Genomic DNA, 16019 nt, shown 5'->3' on the forward strand with positions numbered 1-16019 from the left:
GGGTCGAGCTTTAAATGGACAAGACCAAGCAGACTGCGCCGTCCACGGTGCCGCGCCATGTCGCGATCATCATGGATGGCAACAATCGCTGGGCGAAAAAACGCTTTATGCCGGGTGTCGCCGGGCATAAGGCGGGCGTGGACGCTGTGCGGGCGGTGATCGAGGTGTGCGCCGAGGCCAGGGTCGAAGTGCTGACCCTGTTCGCTTTTTCCAGTGAAAACTGGCAGCGCCCGGCCGATGAAGTCAGCGCCTTGATGGACCTGTTCTTCAAGGCATTGCGTCGCGAGGCCAAGCGCCTGAACGACAACAATATCAGTCTGCGCATCATTGGAGACCGTACGCGGTTTCATCCGGAACTTCAGGCTGCCATGCGTGAAGCGGAAGCGATGACCGCCGGTGCCAACCGATTCATCCTGCAAATCGCTGCCAACTACGGCGGTCAGTGGGATATTGCGCAAGCGGCGCAGCGTCTGGCGCGTGAGGTTCAGGCCGGTCATCTGCGGCCGGAAGACATCACCCCGGATCTGCTGCAGACCTGTCTGGTCACCGGTGATCTGCCGTTACCCGACTTGTGCATTCGCACCGGTGGCGAGCACCGCATCAGCAACTTCCTTTTGTGGCAGTTGGCTTATGCCGAGTTGTACTTCTCCGACCTGTTCTGGCCGGACTTCAAACACGAAGCCATGCGCAATGCGCTGGCCGATTTCGCTTTGCGCCAGCGTCGCTTCGGTAAAACGAGCGAGCAGGTCGAAGCTGGAGCCCGGGTTTAATGCTTAAACAACGCATCATCACTGCACTGATTCTGTTGCCGATCGCCTTGGGCGGTTTTTTCCTGCTCGAAGGTTCCGGTTTTGCCCTGTTCATCGGGCTGGTCGTGAGTCTGGGGGCCTGGGAGTGGGCGCGTCTGGCCGGCTTCACCGCGCAGGCATTCCGTGTCAGCTACGCGGCGGTGGTCGCGCTGATGCTGTTCGTCATGTACATCCTGCCGGGGCTGGCGCCATGGGTATTGGGTGCGTCGGTGATCTGGTGGGTGCTGGCGACCTGGCTGGTGCTGACGTACCCGCGCTCCAGCGAGCATTGGTCCAGCGCCGCCGCCAAGCTGGTGATCGGTCTGCTGATTCTGTTGCCGGCCTGGCAAGGGCTGGTGCTGATCAAGCAGTACCCGCTCGGTAACTGGCTCATCATGGCGGTGATGGTGCTGGTCTGGGGTGCTGACATCGGCGCGTATTTCTCCGGTCGTGCGTTCGGCAAGCGCAAACTGGCGCCGCAAGTCAGTCCCGGCAAAAGCTGGGAGGGCGTGTATGGCGGTCTGGCGTTAAGCCTGGTCATCACCACGTTGGTCGCGCTGTTCCGTGACTGGACGGTGGCGCAACTGTTCAAGGGCTTGATCGGTGCTGCGGTGATTGTCTTCATCTCGGTGGTGGGTGATCTGACCGAAAGCATGTTCAAGCGTCAGTCCGGCATCAAGGACAGCAGTAACCTCTTGCCCGGCCACGGTGGCGTGCTGGATCGCATCGACAGCCTGACAGCTGCGATCCCGGTCTTTGCGGTGTTGTTGTGGATGGCGGCATCGTGAGTCGCCCGCAGCAGATTACCGTCCTGGGCGCGACCGGTTCGATCGGTCTGAGCACTCTGGATGTCATCGCCCGGCATCCGGAGCGTTATCAGGCTTTCGCCCTGAGCGGTTTTACCCGTCTGAGCGAACTGTTTGCCCTGTGTGTCCGTCATCTTCCTAAATATGCAGTAGTGCCGGAGGCCGGCGCCGCTCGCAACCTGCAGGACGATTTACGAGCCGCGGGCCTGCCGACGCAGGTGCTGGTCGGTGAAGAAGGATTGTGTCAGGTCGCTGCGGCACCCGAGGTGGATGCCGTCATGGCCGCCATCGTCGGCGCTGCCGGCCTGCGCCCGACTCTCGCGGCAGTCGAGGCGGGCAAGAAGATTCTTCTGGCCAACAAGGAAGCGCTGGTCATGTCCGGCGCCTTGTTCATGCAGGCCGTGCGCAAGAGTGGTTCGGTCCTGTTGCCGATCGACAGTGAACACAACGCGATTTTCCAGTGCATGCCGCAGGACTTTGCTCGCGGGTTGAGCAACGTTGGAGTTCGTCGGATTTTGCTCACGGCCTCCGGTGGCCCGTTCCGACAGACGCCGATGGCCGAGCTGGCGCATGTTTCACCCGATCAGGCCTGCGCACACCCGAACTGGTCCATGGGGCGCAAGATTTCGGTGGATTCGGCCAGCATGATGAACAAGGGGCTCGAATTGATCGAGGCCTGCTGGTTGTTCGATGCCAAACCTTCGCAAGTCGAAGTGGTGATTCATCCGCAGAGTGTGATTCATTCGCTGGTCGATTATGTGGACGGGTCGGTGCTGGCGCAGTTGGGCAATCCCGACATGCGCACACCGATTGCCAATGCATTGGCCTGGCCCGAGCGCATTGACTCGGGCGTGGCGCCGCTGGATCTGTTCGCTGTGGCGCGCCTGGATTTCGAAGCGCCCGACGAAGAGCGTTTCCCGTGCCTGCGTCTGGCACGGCAGGCTGCCGAGGCGGGAAACAGTGCCCCGGCCATGCTCAACGCGGCGAATGAAGTGGCGGTTGCCGCGTTTCTCGACGGACGGGTTCGCTACCTGGAAATCGCGAGTATCATCGAGGAAGTCTTGAATCTCGAGCCTGTGGTGGCACTGGATGATCTCGATGCGGTGTTCGCCGCTGATGCAACCGCCCGGGCATTGGCCGGGCAGTGGTTGAGTCGTCAAGGCCGCTAGGTCTTGCAATACATGGCTTCACGCGGCACTGGACAGGATTGCGGAGAAAGTAGATGAGCGCGCTCTATATGATTGCCGGCACCCTGATCGCTTTGGGTGTGCTGGTCACCTTTCACGAATTCGGCCACTTCTGGGTCGCGCGTCGCTGTGGCGTCAAGGTTCTGCGTTTCTCCGTGGGCTTCGGCATGCCGCTGCTGCGCTGGCACGACAAGCAGGGTACCGAGTTCGTGGTGGCGGCCATTCCGTTGGGTGGCTACGTCAAGATGCTCGATGAGCGAGAAGGTGAAGTGCCGGCCGATCAGCTTCATCAGTCATTCAATCGCAAGTCCGTGCGTCAGCGCATCGCCATCGTCGCGGCGGGTCCTGTGGCCAACTTCCTGCTCGCGCTGGTGTTCTTCTGGGTGCTGGCCATGCTCGGCAGCGAGCAGATTCGCCCGGTGATCGGCTCGGTGGAGTCCGGCAGCATCGCCGCGACCGCAGGGCTGAGCGCCGGTCAGGAAATCGTCGCGATCGACGGTGAGCCGACCTCGGGTTGGGCAGCGGTCAATTTGCAGCTGGTGCGGCGTCTGGGGGAAAGTGGTTCCTTGCAGGTACTGGTGCGTGAGCAGGGCTCTACGGCTGACTCGCCTCGTGAGCTGGCGCTCGATAAATGGCTCAAGGGGGCTGACGAGCCGGATCCGATTCGCTCCCTCGGTATTCGCCCTTGGCGCCCGGCATTGCCGCCGGTGCTGGCCGAACTTGATCCGAAAGGCCCGGCCCAGACAGCCGGGCTGAAAACCGGTGATCGTCTGTTGACACTGGATGGCAAGGCGCTGGACGACTGGCAGCAGGTGGTGGACACCGTTCGTACGCGTCCTGATACCAAAATCGTGCTGCGCGTCGAGCGCGACGGTGTTCAAATCGACGTCCCTGTGACATTGGCTGCGCGTGGCGATAAAAAGTCGCCAAGCGGTTACCTGGGGGCAGGTGTCAAGGCTGTCGACTGGCCGCCGGAGATGATTCGCGAGGTCAGTTACGGGCCTTTGGCGGCTATTGGCGAGGGCGCCCGTCGTACCTGGACCATGAGCGTCCTGACGCTGGATTCACTGAAGAAAATGCTCTTCGGCGAGCTCTCGGTAAAAAACTTGAGTGGACCGATAACCATTGCTAAAGTGGCGGGCGCTTCTGCCCAGTCGGGCGTCGCTGATTTCCTGAATTTCCTTGCTTATCTGAGTATTAGCCTGGGGGTTCTGAATTTGCTGCCCATTCCTGTACTGGATGGGGGGCATTTGTTGTTTTATCTGATCGAGTGGGCGCGTGGTCGTCCCTTGTCGGATCGGGTGCAAGGTTGGGGGATACAGATCGGTATCAGCTTGGTGGTCGGAGTGATGTTGCTTGCTCTGGTCAACGATCTGGGTCGTCTGTAACGCTTCGCTGAATTGCGAATCTGCCGCATTTTGCGGCAGTTTGTTTATTGCCAGTTGGAATAAGAAAGGACTTCATGAAACGTCTGCTGCTAACTGCGGTTCTCACCGTATTGATGATCGCCGAAGTTCACGCCGAGTCCTTCACTATCTCTGATATTCGCGTCAATGGCCTCCAGCGGGTCTCCGCGGGTAGCGTCTTTGGTGCCTTGCCGTTGAACGTCGGCGAGCAGGCGGATGATCGTCGCCTGGTGGAATCCACTCGTGCGCTGTTCAAAACCGGTTTCTTTCAAGATATCCAGCTGGGCCGCGAAGGCAACGTTCTGGTGATCACTGTCGTCGAACGTCCCTCGGTCGCCAGCATCGAGATCGAAGGCAACAAGGCGATCTCCACCGAAGACCTGATGAAAGGCCTCAAGCAGTCCGGTCTGGCCGAAGGCGAGATCTTCCAGCGCGCGACCCTCGAAGGCGTGCGTAACGAGCTGCAACGTCAATACGTTGCACAAGGTCGTTACTCGGCGACTGTCGATACCGAAGTGGTCTCGCAGCCGCGCAACCGTGTCGGCCTTAAAGTGAAGATCAATGAAGGCACCGTCGCTGCCATTCAGCACATCAACGTGGTGGGCAACACGGTTTTCCCCGAGGAAGACCTGACCGACCTGTTCGAACTGAAGACCACCAACTGGCTGTCATTCTTCAAGAACGACGACAAGTACGCCCGTGAAAAGCTGTCCGGTGACCTGGAGCGTCTGCGTTCCTACTACCTCGACCGTGGCTATATCAACATGGATATCGCTTCGACCCAGGTGTCCATCACCCCGGACAAGAAGCACGTCTACATCACCGTCAACGTCAACGAAGGCGAGAAGTACACCGTTCGCGACGTCAAACTCAGCGGTGACCTGAAAGTCCCTGAAGACCAGGTCAAGTCGCTGTTGCTGGTGCAGAAAGGTCAGGTGTTCTCGCGCAAGCTGATGACCACCACTTCCGAACTGATCACCCGTCGTCTGGGTAACGAGGGGTACACCTTCGCCAACGTCAACGGCGTGCCACAACCGCACGACGAAGATCACACCGTCGATATCCTGTTTGCCGTCGATCCGGGCAAGCGTGCCTACGTCAACCGCATCAACTTCCGTGGCAACACCAAGTCCGAGGACGAAGTGCTGCGTCGTGAAATGCGTCAGATGGAAGGTGGCTGGGCTTCGACTTATCTGATCGACCAGTCCAAGACTCGTCTGGAGCGGCTGGGCTTCTTTAAAGAAGTCAACGTCGAGACCCCGGCTGTGCCTGGTGTCGATGACCAGGTTGACGTGAACTACAGCGTTGAAGAGCAGGCTTCCGGTTCGATCACCGCCAGCGTCGGTTTCGCCCAGAGTGCTGGTCTGATCCTCGGTGGTTCGATCACCCAGAACAACTTCCTCGGTACCGGTAACCGCGTCAGCGTCGGCCTGACCCGCAGCGAATACCAGAGCCGCTACAACTTCGGCTACGTTGACCCCTACTGGACCGCCGATGGCGTGAGCCTGGGTTACAACGCGTTCTACCGCACCACCGACTACAAAGACCTCGACGTCGACGTAGCGAGCTATGCGGTAGACAGCCTGGGTGCCGGCGTGAACGTGGGCTACCCGATCAGCGAGACTTCGCGTCTGACCTTCGGTCTGTCCGCTCAGCAGGATAAGATCAAGACCGGTCAGTACACCGTTGACGAGATTTTCGACTTCGTTAAGAAGGAAGGTGATAACTACCTGAACTTCAAGGCTTCGGCCGGCTGGTCCGAGTCGACCCTGAACAAAGGTGTATTGCCAACCCGTGGCCGTTCCCAGAGTCTGACGCTGGAAACCACCATTCCAGGCAGCGACCTGTCGTTCTACAAACTCGACTATCGTGGTCAGTTGTTCCAGCCGATCAGCGAAAACTACACGCTGCGTCTGCACACCGAGCTGGGTTATGGCGATGGTTATGGTTCGACCGACGGCTTGCCGTTCTATGAAAACTACTATGCTGGTGGTTTCAACTCGGTACGTGGCTTTAAAGACAGTACGCTGGGCCCGCGCAGTACCCCTAGCCGTGGCGTGGGTGTGACCGGTAACGCAGGTACGCTTGCCGACCCGGATCAGGATCCACTGCCGTTCGGTGGCAACGTTTTGATCCAGGGTGGTGTCGAGGTGTTGTTCCCGCTGCCATTCGTCAAGGATCAGCGTTCCCTGCGCACTTCGGTATTCTGGGATGTGGGTAACGTATTCGACTCCAAGTGCGAGAAGACCACCAACGCGACTGTCGGCTCGACTTCTGCCACCCAATGCAACGACATCAGTCTGAGCAACATGGCCAGCTCCGTCGGTGTCGGCGTGACCTGGGTCACCGCACTGGGCCCGCTGAGCTTTGCACTGGCGATGCCGATCAAGAAACCGGATGAAGCTGAAACTCAAGTGTTCCAATTCTCCCTGGGCCAGACGTTCTAAGCGTCTGACCCAAGACAACGACAATGGATTTTGTAGGAGTGCATCGTGCGTAAGTTGACTCAATTGGTTCTCCTGGCCTCCGTGCTGGTGGCAGGCCCGGCATTTGCCGACATGAAAATCGCCGTTCTGAACTATCAGATGGCCTTGCTGGAATCCGACGCGGCCAAGAAGTACGCCGTGGATGCCGAGAAGAAGTTCGGCCCACAGCTGACCAAGCTCAAGACCCTGGAAAGCAGCGCCAAGGGCATTCAGGATCGTCTGATGGCCGGTGGCGACAAGATGCAGCAAGGTGAGCGCGAGCGTCTGGAGCTTGAGTTCAAGCAAAAGGCGCGTGACTTCCAGTTCCAGTCCAAGGAGCTGAACGAAGCCAAGGCTGTTGCCGACCGCGAAATGCTCAAGCAACTGAAGCCGAAACTGGATAGCGCAGTGGAAGAAGTCATCAAGAAAGGTGGTTTTGACCTGGTGTTCGAGCGTGGCGCAGTGATCGATGTCAAACCTCAGTACGACATCACGCGCCAGGTCATCGAGCGCATGAATCAGCTGAAGTAACCCATGACCGTGACTATCAAGCTCGGCCAGTTGGCCGAGTTCCTCGGCGCCACCCTGAGTGGCGATCCCGAGAAGCAAATCACTGGGCTAGCCACCTTGCAGGAGGCTGGCCCAGCTCAGTTGAGCTTTCTGGCAAACCCTCAATACCGCAAATACCTGGCTGGCTCGCAAGCCGCAGCCCTGTTGCTCAAGGCTGCCGACGCGGAAGGTTATGCCGGTGATGCGTTGGTGGTGCCGGATCCTTACCTGGCTTACGCACGCATTTCCCATCTGTTCGATCCGAAGCCCAAGGCCACTGCCGGCGTTCATCCGACGGCCGTGATTGCCGAGGATGCCGTGGTCGATCCGAGCGCCAGTGTCGGTCCCTTCGTGGTGATCGAAGCCGGTGCGCGAATCGGCGCAGACGTGACGCTCGGTGCGCATTGCGTCATTGGTGCTCGCAGTGAAATCGGCGAGGGCGGCTGGCTGGCCCCGCGGGTCACGCTGTATCACGATGTACGGATCGGCAAGCGTGTGGTGATTCAGTCCGGTGCCGTGCTCGGCGGTGAAGGCTTCGGCTTTGCCAATGAGAAGGGCATCTGGCAGAAAATCGCCCAGATCGGCGGTGTGACCATCGGTGACGATGTGGAGATCGGCGTGAATACCGCCATCGACCGCGGTGCGCTGGCCGATACCGTGATTGGCAATGGCGTGAAGCTCGACAACCAGATTCAGATCGCCCATAACGTGCAGGTTGGTGATCACACCGCCATGGCGGCGTGCGTGGGGATTTCCGGCAGCACCAAAATCGGCAAGCACTGCATGCTCGCCGGAGGTGTTGGCCTGGTAGGGCACATCGATATTTGCGACAACGTATTCCTGACCGGGATGACCATGGTGACCCATTCGATTACCGAACCGGGTGCCTATTCTTCCGGCACAGCCATGCAACCGGCGGCCGAATGGCGCAAAAGCGCGGCCCGGATTCGTCAGCTCGATGACATCGCGCGACGTTTGAAACAGCTGGAAAAGCGGTTCGGGGAAGTGACCCCTGACGGCAATGCTTCATCTGAAGGCTGATACCATTTCCATATCAAGTGTGCACAGCCTCCGGACTGCCTCCTTGATTTGCTAGAGGAGTGCGCGTCAGTCGCGCTCCCAATCTTTACATAGGCTTCCCCCCGAAATGATGGACATCAACGAGATTCGCGAATACCTGCCTCACCGTTACCCGTTCCTGCTGGTGGACCGGGTAGTGGAGCTGGATACGGAAGGCAAGCGCATTCGCGCCTACAAGAATGTCAGCATCAACGAGCCGTTCTTCAACGGGCACTTCCCAGCGCACCCGATCATGCCGGGCGTGCTGATTATCGAAGCCATGGCTCAGGCTGCCGGGATCCTCGGTTTCAAGATGCTTGACGTGAAACCGGCTGACGGCACCCTTTATTACTTTGTCGGCTCCGACAAGCTGCGTTTCCGCCAGCCAGTGCTGCCGGGGGATCAGTTGATCCTCGAAGCCAAGTTCATCAGTTGCAAGCGTCAGATCTGGAAGTTCGAATGCCAGGCTTCGGTCGATGGCAAACCGGTCTGCTCGGCTGAAATCATCTGTGCGGAACGCAAGCTATGAGTTTGATTGACCCTCGCGCAATCATCGATCCATCGGCCGTCCTGGCTGATGGCGTCGAGGTCGGCCCGTGGTCGATCATCGGTGCAGGTGTGGAAGTCGGCGAGGGTACGGTCATCGGGCCACACGTGATCCTCAAAGGTCCGACCCGTATTGGCAAGCACAACCGCATCTACCAGTTTTCCTCGGTAGGCGAAGATACGCCGGACCTGAAGTACAAGGGCGAAGAAACCCGCCTGGTGATCGGTGACCACAACGTCATCCGCGAAGGCGTGACGATTCACCGTGGCACCGTTCAGGATCGTTCCGAAACGACCCTGGGTGATCACAACCTGATCATGGCCTATGCCCACATCGGGCATGACAGCGTCATCGGCAACCACTGCATTCTGGTCAACAACACCGCGCTGGCCGGCCATGTGCACGTTGATGACTGGGCAATCCTGTCCGGTTTCACCCTGGTGCATCAGTATTGCCACATTGGCGCCCACAGCTTTTCCGGCATGGGCACAGCGATCGGCAAGGACGTCCCGGCTTTCGTCACCGTATTCGGCAACCCGGCCGAAGCGCGAAGCATGAACTTCGAGGGCATGCGCCGTCGCGGTTTCAGCGAAGACGCCATTCACGCGCTGCGCCGTGCGTACAAAACGGTGTATCGCCAGGGACTGACCGTCGAACAGGCGCTGGCCGAACTGGCCGAGCCGTCTGCACAGTTCCCGGAAGTCGCGATGTTCCGTGACTCCATCCAGTCGTCGACCCGCGGCATTACCCGCTGACCATGGCCAATCTGCGTATTGCGCTGGTGGCGGGGGAGGCTTCCGGTGACATTCTGGGCGCAGGCCTGATGCGTGCCCTCAAGGCACAGCACCCTGCGGTGGAGTTCATTGGTGTCGGCGGCCCGCTGATGCAGGCCGAAGGCCTGACTTCCTATTTTCCGATGGAGCGTCTGTCGGTCATGGGCCTGGTGGAAGTCCTGGGGCGGTTGCGTGAACTGCTCAAGCGCCGCAAGGACCTGATCGCCACGCTTATCGCTGAAAAACCGGATGTGTTCATCGGCATCGATGCGCCGGATTTCAACCTCAATATCGAACTCAAGCTGCGTCAGGCCGGAATCAAGACCGTGCACTACGTCAGTCCCTCGGTGTGGGCATGGCGGCAGAAACGGGTACTGAAGATCCGCGAAGGCTGCGACCTGATGCTCACGCTGCTGCCGTTCGAAGCCAGATTCTACGAAGAGAAGGGCGTACCGGTGCGGTTCGTCGGTCATACGCTGGCCGATACCATTCCACTGGAGGCTGATCGCAACGCGGCGCGTGCCGAGCTCGGTCTGTCGGACGGGCCGCTGGTCGCGTTGATGCCCGGCAGCCGTGGCGGTGAAGTCAGTCGTCTGGGTGCGCTGTTCCTCGATACCGCCCAACGCTTGCGGGCCATGCGCCCGGGTGTGCGTTTCGTCATACCGTGCGCCAACCCCGAGCGTCGTGCCCAGCTCGGAGCGCTGCTGGCCGGCCGCGACCTGCCGGTTACGCTGCTCGATGGAAAATCCCACCTGGCCCTGGCGGCGTGCAATGCGGTTCTGATCGCGTCCGGCACGGCGACCCTGGAAGCGCTGCTGTACAAGCGCCCGATGGTCGTGGCCTATCGTCTTGCGCCGCTGACGTTCTGGATTCTCAAGCGCATGGTCAAGAGCCCGTACGTTTCCCTGCCCAACCTGCTGGCCCAGCGATTGCTGGTGCCGGAATTGTTGCAGGATGATGCGACGGTTGAGGCCCTTGCCCAGACCCTGTCGCCGTTGATCGACGGTGGCGAAGAGCAGACCCGGGGTTTTGACGAGATCCATCGCACCCTGCGCCTGGACGCTTCCAATCAGGCGGCTGACGCCGTTCTGAACCTGATCGGGCAAACACGATGAGCAAGACAAGCATGCAGATGGGCCTGGATTTCACCCTGGTCGCCGAAGTCGAAGAACTGGTGGCCGGTGTCGATGAAGTCGGTCGCGGCCCGTTGTGCGGTGCCGTCGTCACCGCGGCGGTGATCCTTGATCCGAACCGGCCGATCCTCGGTCTCAACGACTCGAAAAAACTCACCGAAGCCAAGCGTGAAAAACTCTACGACGAGATCTGCGAGAAGGCGCTCAGTTGGTGCATTGCCCGTGCCGAAGTCGAAGAAATCGACGAGCTGAACATCCTTCACGCCACCATGCTGGCGATGCAACGCGCGGTCGCTGGCCTGCACATCCAGCCGAAACTGGCGATGATCGACGGCAACCGCTGCCCGAAATTGCCGATGCGTTCCGAAGCCGTGGTGCAGGGTGACGGCAAGGTGCCGGCGATTGCGGCTGCGTCGATTCTGGCCAAGGTCAGCCGTGACCGCGAGATGGCGGCGTTCGAATTGATCTATCCGGGTTACGGCATCGGCGGCCATAAAGGCTATCCGACGCCCGTCCATCTGGAAGCGCTGGCGCGCCTCGGGCCGACGCCGATTCACCGGCGTTCGTTTGCCCCGGTGCGGCAGGCTTATGAAGCGCTGGAAGGCCTGACGCAGGTTTAGCGGCAAGGCTGATGTTTTGTTCGGGGCCCGGTACAATCCGGGCCTTGTTGTCTCTATGTAACTGGACAGGATCACTATGCCGGCTTCATTCGTTCATCTACGCCTGCACACTGAATACTCCCTGGTCGACGGGCTGGTGCGGATCAAGCCGCTGGTCAAGGCCCTGACCGGCATGGGCATGCCGGCCGTTGCGGTGACCGACCAGAACAACATGTGTTCGCTGGTCAAATTCTATAAAAACACCATGGGTGCCGGGATCAAGCCGATCTGCGGCGCCGACCTGTGGCTGTCGAACAAGGACCCGGATGGTCCGCTGAGCCGCATCAGCCTGCTGGTGATGAATGCCCAAGGCTATCGCAACCTGACCGAGCTGATTTCCCGTGGCTTCATCGACGGTCAGCGCAACGGCATGGTCATCATCGAGCGCGAGTGGGTCGCCGAGGCCAACGAAGGCCTGATCATGCTGTCCGCCGCCAAAGAAGGCGAGATCGGCATGGCCATGATCGGCGGCAACCCCGCCGAAGCCGAGGCGCTTGCCCGCGAATGGATGGCGGTGTTCCCGGATCGCTTCTATCTGGAAATCCAGCGCACCAACCGTCCGAACGACGAAGAACAATTGCACGGCGCCGTGGCCCTGGCCGACAAGCTCGGCGCGCCGCTGGTTGCCACCAATGATGTGCGCTTCATCAAGCAGGAAGACTTCGCCGCCCACGAAACCCGCGTCTGCATCGGTGAGGGCCGCGCCCTCGACGATCCGCGGCGTTCGAAGAACTACAGCGATCAGCAGTACCTGAAAAGCGCCGAGGAAATGGCCGAGCTGTTCAGTGACCTGCCGGATGCGATCGAGAACACCGTCGAGATCGCCAAGCGTTGCAACATCGACGTGAAACTGGGCAAGCACTTCCTGCCGGATTACCCGATTCCCGATGGCATGACCATCGACGAGTATTTCCGCAAGGTCTCCTTCGATGGCCTTGAAGAGCGCCTCAGCGTGCTGCTGCCCAAGGACACCACCGAAGACTACGAGGCCAAGCGTCAGGTCTACGTTGACCGGCTGAATTTCGAGCTGGATATCATCATCCAGATGGGGTTCCCCGGTTACTTCCTGATCGTGATGGACTTTATCCAGTGGGCCAAGAACAACGGCGTGCCGGTGGGCCCTGGCCGGGGGTCGGGTGCCGGATCGCTGGTGGCCTATGTACAGAAGATCACCGACCTCGACCCGCTGGAATATGACCTGCTGTTCGAACGTTTCCTCAACCCGGAACGGGTATCGATGCCCGACTTCGACGTCGACTTCTGCATGGATGGTCGCGACCGGGTGATCGACTACGTGGCCGAAAAGTACGGCCGCAACGCGGTGAGCCAGATCATCACCTTCGGTTCCATGGCGGCCAAGGCCGTGGTCCGCGACGTGGCGCGGGCCCAGGGCAAGTCGTTCGGCCTGGCCGATCGCCTGTCGAAGATGATTCCGTTCGAAGTCGGCATGACCCTGGAAAAAGCCTACGAGCAGGAAGAGATCCTGCGCGACTTCATCAAGGTCGATGAAGAAGCGGCGGAAATCTGGGAGATGGCGCGCAAGCTCGAAGGCGTGGTGCGCAACGTCGGCAAACACGCCGGTGGTGTGGTCATCGCACCGACCAAGCTGACCGACTTCTCGCCGATCTATTGCGACGAGGCCGGCGACGGTCTGGTGACCCAGTTCGACAAGGACGACGTCGAGGCGGCCGGTCTGGTGAAGTTCGACTTCCTCGGCCTGCGGACCCTGACGATCATCGACTGGGCGCTGAAAACCATCAACCGCGACCGCGCCAAGGTCAACGAGCCGCCGCTGGACATCGCGTTCATCCCGCTGGATGACAAGCCGACCTATCAGTTGCTGCAAAAAGCTGAAACCACCGCGGTGTTCCAGCTCGAATCCCGCGGCATGAAAGAGCTGATCAAAAAGCTCAAGCCCGACTGCCTCGAAGACTTGATCGCACTGGTGGCTCTGTTCCGTCCGGGCCCGCTGCAATCGGGCATGGTGGATGACTTCATCAACCGTAAGCACGGTCGCGCTGAACTGGCGTATCCGCACCCGGATTACCAGTACGAAGGTTTGCAGCCGGTACTGGCGCCGACGTACGGCATCATCCTGTATCAGGAACAGGTGATGCAGATCGCCCAGGTCATGGCCGGTTACACCCTCGGTGGTGCGGACATGCTGCGTCGGGCGATGGGCAAGAAGAAACCCGAGGAAATGGCCAAGCAGCGCGGCGGTTTCATTGAGGGTTGTGCGTCGAACAATATCGACGCGGATCTGGCCGGTAACATTTTCGACCTGGTAGAGAAATTCGCCGGCTACGGCTTCAACAAATCCCACTCCGCCGCCTACGGCCTGGTCTCGTACCAGACCGCCTGGCTGAAAGCCCACTACCCGGCGCCGTTCATGGCCGCGGTACTGTCGGCGGATATGCACAACACCGACAAGGTCGTGACCTTGATCGAAGAAGTGCGCACGATGAAGCTGCGCCTCGACGCGCCGGACGTGAACACCTCGGAGTTCAAGTTCACGGTGAACGACGAAGGCCGCATCGTGTATGGCCTGGGCGCGATCAAGGGCGTCGGTGAAGGCCCGGTGGAAGCGATCACCGAGGCCCGTCAGGCCGGTCCGTTCAAGGACCTGTTCGACTTCTGCGCCCGGGTCGACCTCAAACGCATCAACAAGCGCACGCTGGACGGACTGATCCGCAGCGGCGCGCTGGATCGCCTCGGCCCGTATTTCCATGACGAGCAAAAGGCTTACCAGGCCAACATCGACCGCAACCGCGCCGTGCTGCTGGCGGCGATGGAAGAGGCGATCAAGTCGGCCGAGCAGACCGCACGCACTCGTGACAGCGGTCACGCCGACCTGTTCGGCGGGCTGTTCGTCGAAGAAGACGCGGATGTTTACGCGGTCCACCGCAAGGCGAAAGAGCTGACCCTCAAGGAGCGGCTCAAAGGTGAAAAAGACACCTTGGGCCTGTACCTGACCGGCCACCCGATCGACGAATACGAAGGCGAAATCCGCCGTTTCGCCCGTCAGCGCATCATCGACCTGAAACCGGCCCGGGACACCCAGACCGTGGCGGGGATGATCATCGCCCTGCGGGTGATGAAGAACAAAAAGGGCGACAAGATGGGCTTCATCACCCTCGACGACCGCTCCGGGCGGATCGAGGCGTCGCTGTTCGCCGATGCGTTCCACTCCGCGCAGTCGCTGCTGCAGACCGACGCAATGGTGGTGGTCGAAGGCGAGGTCAGCAACGACGACTTCTCCGGCGGCCTGCGCCTGCGGGTCAAGCGGGTGATGAGCATGGAAGATGCGCGTACCAACCTGGCCGAGAGCCTGCGCCTGAAATTGCAGACCCAGGACCTGAAAGGCGATCAGCTACGCTGGTTGGGTGAATTACTCAAGCGTCATCGCGGTGCGTGCCCGATCACCATGGAATACACCAGTCCCGATGCGAAGACCTTGCTGCAGTTTGGCGAGACCTGGCGGATCGACCCGGCGGATGCCTTGATTCAAGCCCTGCGTGACCAGTTCGGGCGAGACAACGTCTTCCTCCAATACCGTTGACCGGCAGGTGCCATCAAAGCGCCTGCCCACAACCTGAATTTTTAATCTCGACCTCAGCGCGCCTCTCCCTTAAGGTAGGGCGCGAATAGACAACCGGCCGGCCCAAGCTCATTTGGGACACGACCCAAGACGGACGCCTATGAACCCGAATTTTCTAGATTTCGAACAGCCGATCGCCGACCTGCAAGCCAAGATCGAAGAGTTGCGCTTGGTCGGTAATGACAATTCGCTGAATATCGGCGATGAGATTTCCCGCCTGCAGGACAAGAGCAAGACGCTGACCGAAGACATCTTCGGCAAGCTGACCAGCTGGCAGATCGCACGTCTGGCGCGTCACCCGAAACGTCCTTACACCCTGGACTACATCGACCACATCTTCACCGAGTTCGACGAACTGCACGGTGACCGTCACTTCTCCGACGACGCGGCCATTGTGGGCGGCGTGGCACGTCTGGAAGACCAGCCAGTGATGGTGATCGGCCACCAGAAGGGCCGTGAAGTGCGTGAAAAGGTACGCCGCAACTTCGGCATGCCGCGTCCGGAAGGCTACCGCAAGGCTTGCCGCCTGATGGAAATGGCCGAGCGTTTCAAGATGCCGATCCTGACCTTCATCGACACCCCGGGTGCCTACCCTGGCATCGACGCCGAAGAGCGCAACCAGAGCGAAGCGATTGCCTGGAACCTGCGCGTCATGGCCCGCCTGAAAACCCCGATCATCGCCACTGTGATTGGTGAAGGCGGTTCCGGCGGTGCACTGGCGATCGGCGTGTGCGACCAGCTGAACATGCTGCAGTACTCGACCTACGCGGTGATCTCGCCGGAAGGCTGCGCTTCGATTCTGTGGAAAACCGCAGAGAAGGCGCCGGATGCTGCTGAGGCCATGGGCATCACCGCCGAGCGTCTGAAAGGCCTGGGCATCGTCGACAAGGTGATCAGCGAGCCCCTGGGCGGCGCCCACCGTGATCCGGCCGCTGCTGCTGCATCGATCCGCGCCGAGCTGAGTTCGCAACTGGCGATGCTGAAGAAGTTCGACAACGAAGCGCTGCTCAAGCGTCGTTACGATCGTCTGATGAGCTACGGTCTCTGAT

13 protein-coding genes are annotated in these 16019 nt (G+C 60.1%); all 13 read left to right on the top strand.

The features are described 5' to 3' along the window. Positions 1-14: 14 nt before the first annotated feature. The gene (uppS, locus tag L6D81_RS06330; RefSeq protein WP_236178333.1) at positions 15-770 is read left to right on the top strand and encodes a polyprenyl diphosphate synthase; all 756 of its coding nucleotides are present in this window, start codon (positions 15-17) and stop codon (positions 768-770) included. Beyond that, positions 770-1576 (top strand): phosphatidate cytidylyltransferase, encoded by an 807-nt coding sequence (locus L6D81_RS06335; protein WP_236178334.1) that lies wholly within the window; start codon positions 770-772, stop codon positions 1574-1576. The genes uppS and L6D81_RS06335 overlap by 1 nt, the downstream gene beginning before the upstream one ends. Continuing rightward, positions 1573-2763: a 1-deoxy-D-xylulose-5-phosphate reductoisomerase gene (ispC, locus tag L6D81_RS06340; RefSeq protein ID WP_236178335.1), complete on the top strand. Its 1191-nt coding sequence runs from the start codon at positions 1573-1575 to the stop codon at positions 2761-2763. Before L6D81_RS06335 ends, ispC begins: the two co-directional genes overlap by 4 nt. A 53-nt stretch (positions 2764-2816) precedes the next feature. Next, entirely contained in the window at positions 2817-4169 is a 1353-nt protein-coding gene (gene rseP / locus L6D81_RS06345) for a sigma E protease regulator RseP (protein ID WP_236178336.1), read from the top strand. Positions 4170-4243: 74 nt separating this feature from the next. Further along, positions 4244-6634, top strand: a complete 2391-nt coding sequence (bamA, locus tag L6D81_RS06350) for an outer membrane protein assembly factor BamA (protein ID WP_236178337.1) — start codon at positions 4244-4246, stop codon at positions 6632-6634. 45 nt (positions 6635-6679) lie between these two features. Continuing rightward, the gene (locus L6D81_RS06355; RefSeq protein WP_003222140.1) at positions 6680-7183 is read left to right on the top strand and encodes an OmpH/Skp family outer membrane protein; all 504 of its coding nucleotides are present in this window, start codon (positions 6680-6682) and stop codon (positions 7181-7183) included. A gap of 3 nt (positions 7184-7186) precedes the next feature. Continuing rightward, positions 7187-8242 (top strand): UDP-3-O-(3-hydroxymyristoyl)glucosamine N-acyltransferase, encoded by a 1056-nt coding sequence (gene lpxD / locus L6D81_RS06360; RefSeq protein ID WP_236178338.1) that lies wholly within the window; start codon positions 7187-7189, stop codon positions 8240-8242. A 106-nt stretch (positions 8243-8348) separates the two neighbouring features. Continuing rightward, positions 8349-8789: a 3-hydroxyacyl-ACP dehydratase FabZ gene (gene fabZ / locus L6D81_RS06365; protein ID WP_003222142.1), complete on the top strand. Its 441-nt coding sequence runs from the start codon at positions 8349-8351 to the stop codon at positions 8787-8789. Further along, positions 8786-9562 (top strand): acyl-ACP--UDP-N-acetylglucosamine O-acyltransferase, encoded by a 777-nt coding sequence (lpxA, locus tag L6D81_RS06370; protein ID WP_221398809.1) that lies wholly within the window; start codon positions 8786-8788, stop codon positions 9560-9562. Before fabZ ends, lpxA begins: the two co-directional genes overlap by 4 nt. Positions 9563-9564: 2 nt before the next feature. Beyond that, a complete protein-coding gene (gene lpxB / locus L6D81_RS06375) occupies positions 9565-10695 on the top strand; it encodes a lipid-A-disaccharide synthase (protein ID WP_236178339.1) in 1131 nt (376 codons plus the stop codon). 11 nt (positions 10696-10706) lie between these two features. Then, a complete protein-coding gene (gene rnhB / locus L6D81_RS06380) occupies positions 10707-11333 on the top strand; it encodes a ribonuclease HII (RefSeq protein ID WP_236178421.1) in 627 nt (208 codons plus the stop codon). Positions 11334-11409: 76 nt separating this feature from the next. Then, positions 11410-14931, top strand: a complete 3522-nt coding sequence (gene dnaE / locus L6D81_RS06385) for a DNA polymerase III subunit alpha (RefSeq protein ID WP_236178340.1) — start codon at positions 11410-11412, stop codon at positions 14929-14931. 139 nt (positions 14932-15070) lie between these two features. Then, the gene (locus L6D81_RS06390) at positions 15071-16018 is read left to right on the top strand and encodes an acetyl-CoA carboxylase carboxyltransferase subunit alpha (protein ID WP_064379018.1); all 948 of its coding nucleotides are present in this window, start codon (positions 15071-15073) and stop codon (positions 16016-16018) included. Position 16019 lies beyond the last annotated feature (1 nt).

Source organism: Pseudomonas sputi (assembly GCF_021603585.1).
In the GTDB taxonomy this organism is placed as follows: domain Bacteria; phylum Pseudomonadota; class Gammaproteobacteria; order Pseudomonadales; family Pseudomonadaceae; genus Aquipseudomonas; species Aquipseudomonas sputi.

Coding starts and splice junctions, on each gene's coding strand:
- uppS (WP_236178333.1), top strand. CDS start 15: ATGGACAAGACCAAGCAGACTGCGCCGTCCACGGTGCCGCGCCATGTC.
- L6D81_RS06335 (WP_236178334.1), top strand. CDS start 770: ATGCTTAAACAACGCATCATCACTGCACTGATTCTGTTGCCGATCGCC.
- rseP (WP_236178336.1), top strand. CDS start 2,817: ATGAGCGCGCTCTATATGATTGCCGGCACCCTGATCGCTTTGGGTGTG.
- bamA (WP_236178337.1), top strand. CDS start 4,244: ATGAAACGTCTGCTGCTAACTGCGGTTCTCACCGTATTGATGATCGCC.
- lpxD (WP_236178338.1), top strand. CDS start 7,187: ATGACCGTGACTATCAAGCTCGGCCAGTTGGCCGAGTTCCTCGGCGCC.
- fabZ (WP_003222142.1), top strand. CDS start 8,349: ATGATGGACATCAACGAGATTCGCGAATACCTGCCTCACCGTTACCCG.
- lpxA (WP_221398809.1), top strand. CDS start 8,786: ATGAGTTTGATTGACCCTCGCGCAATCATCGATCCATCGGCCGTCCTG.
- lpxB (WP_236178339.1), top strand. CDS start 9,565: ATGGCCAATCTGCGTATTGCGCTGGTGGCGGGGGAGGCTTCCGGTGAC.
- rnhB (WP_236178421.1), top strand. CDS start 10,707: ATGCAGATGGGCCTGGATTTCACCCTGGTCGCCGAAGTCGAAGAACTG.
- dnaE (WP_236178340.1), top strand. CDS start 11,410: ATGCCGGCTTCATTCGTTCATCTACGCCTGCACACTGAATACTCCCTG.
- L6D81_RS06390 (WP_064379018.1), top strand. CDS start 15,071: ATGAACCCGAATTTTCTAGATTTCGAACAGCCGATCGCCGACCTGCAA.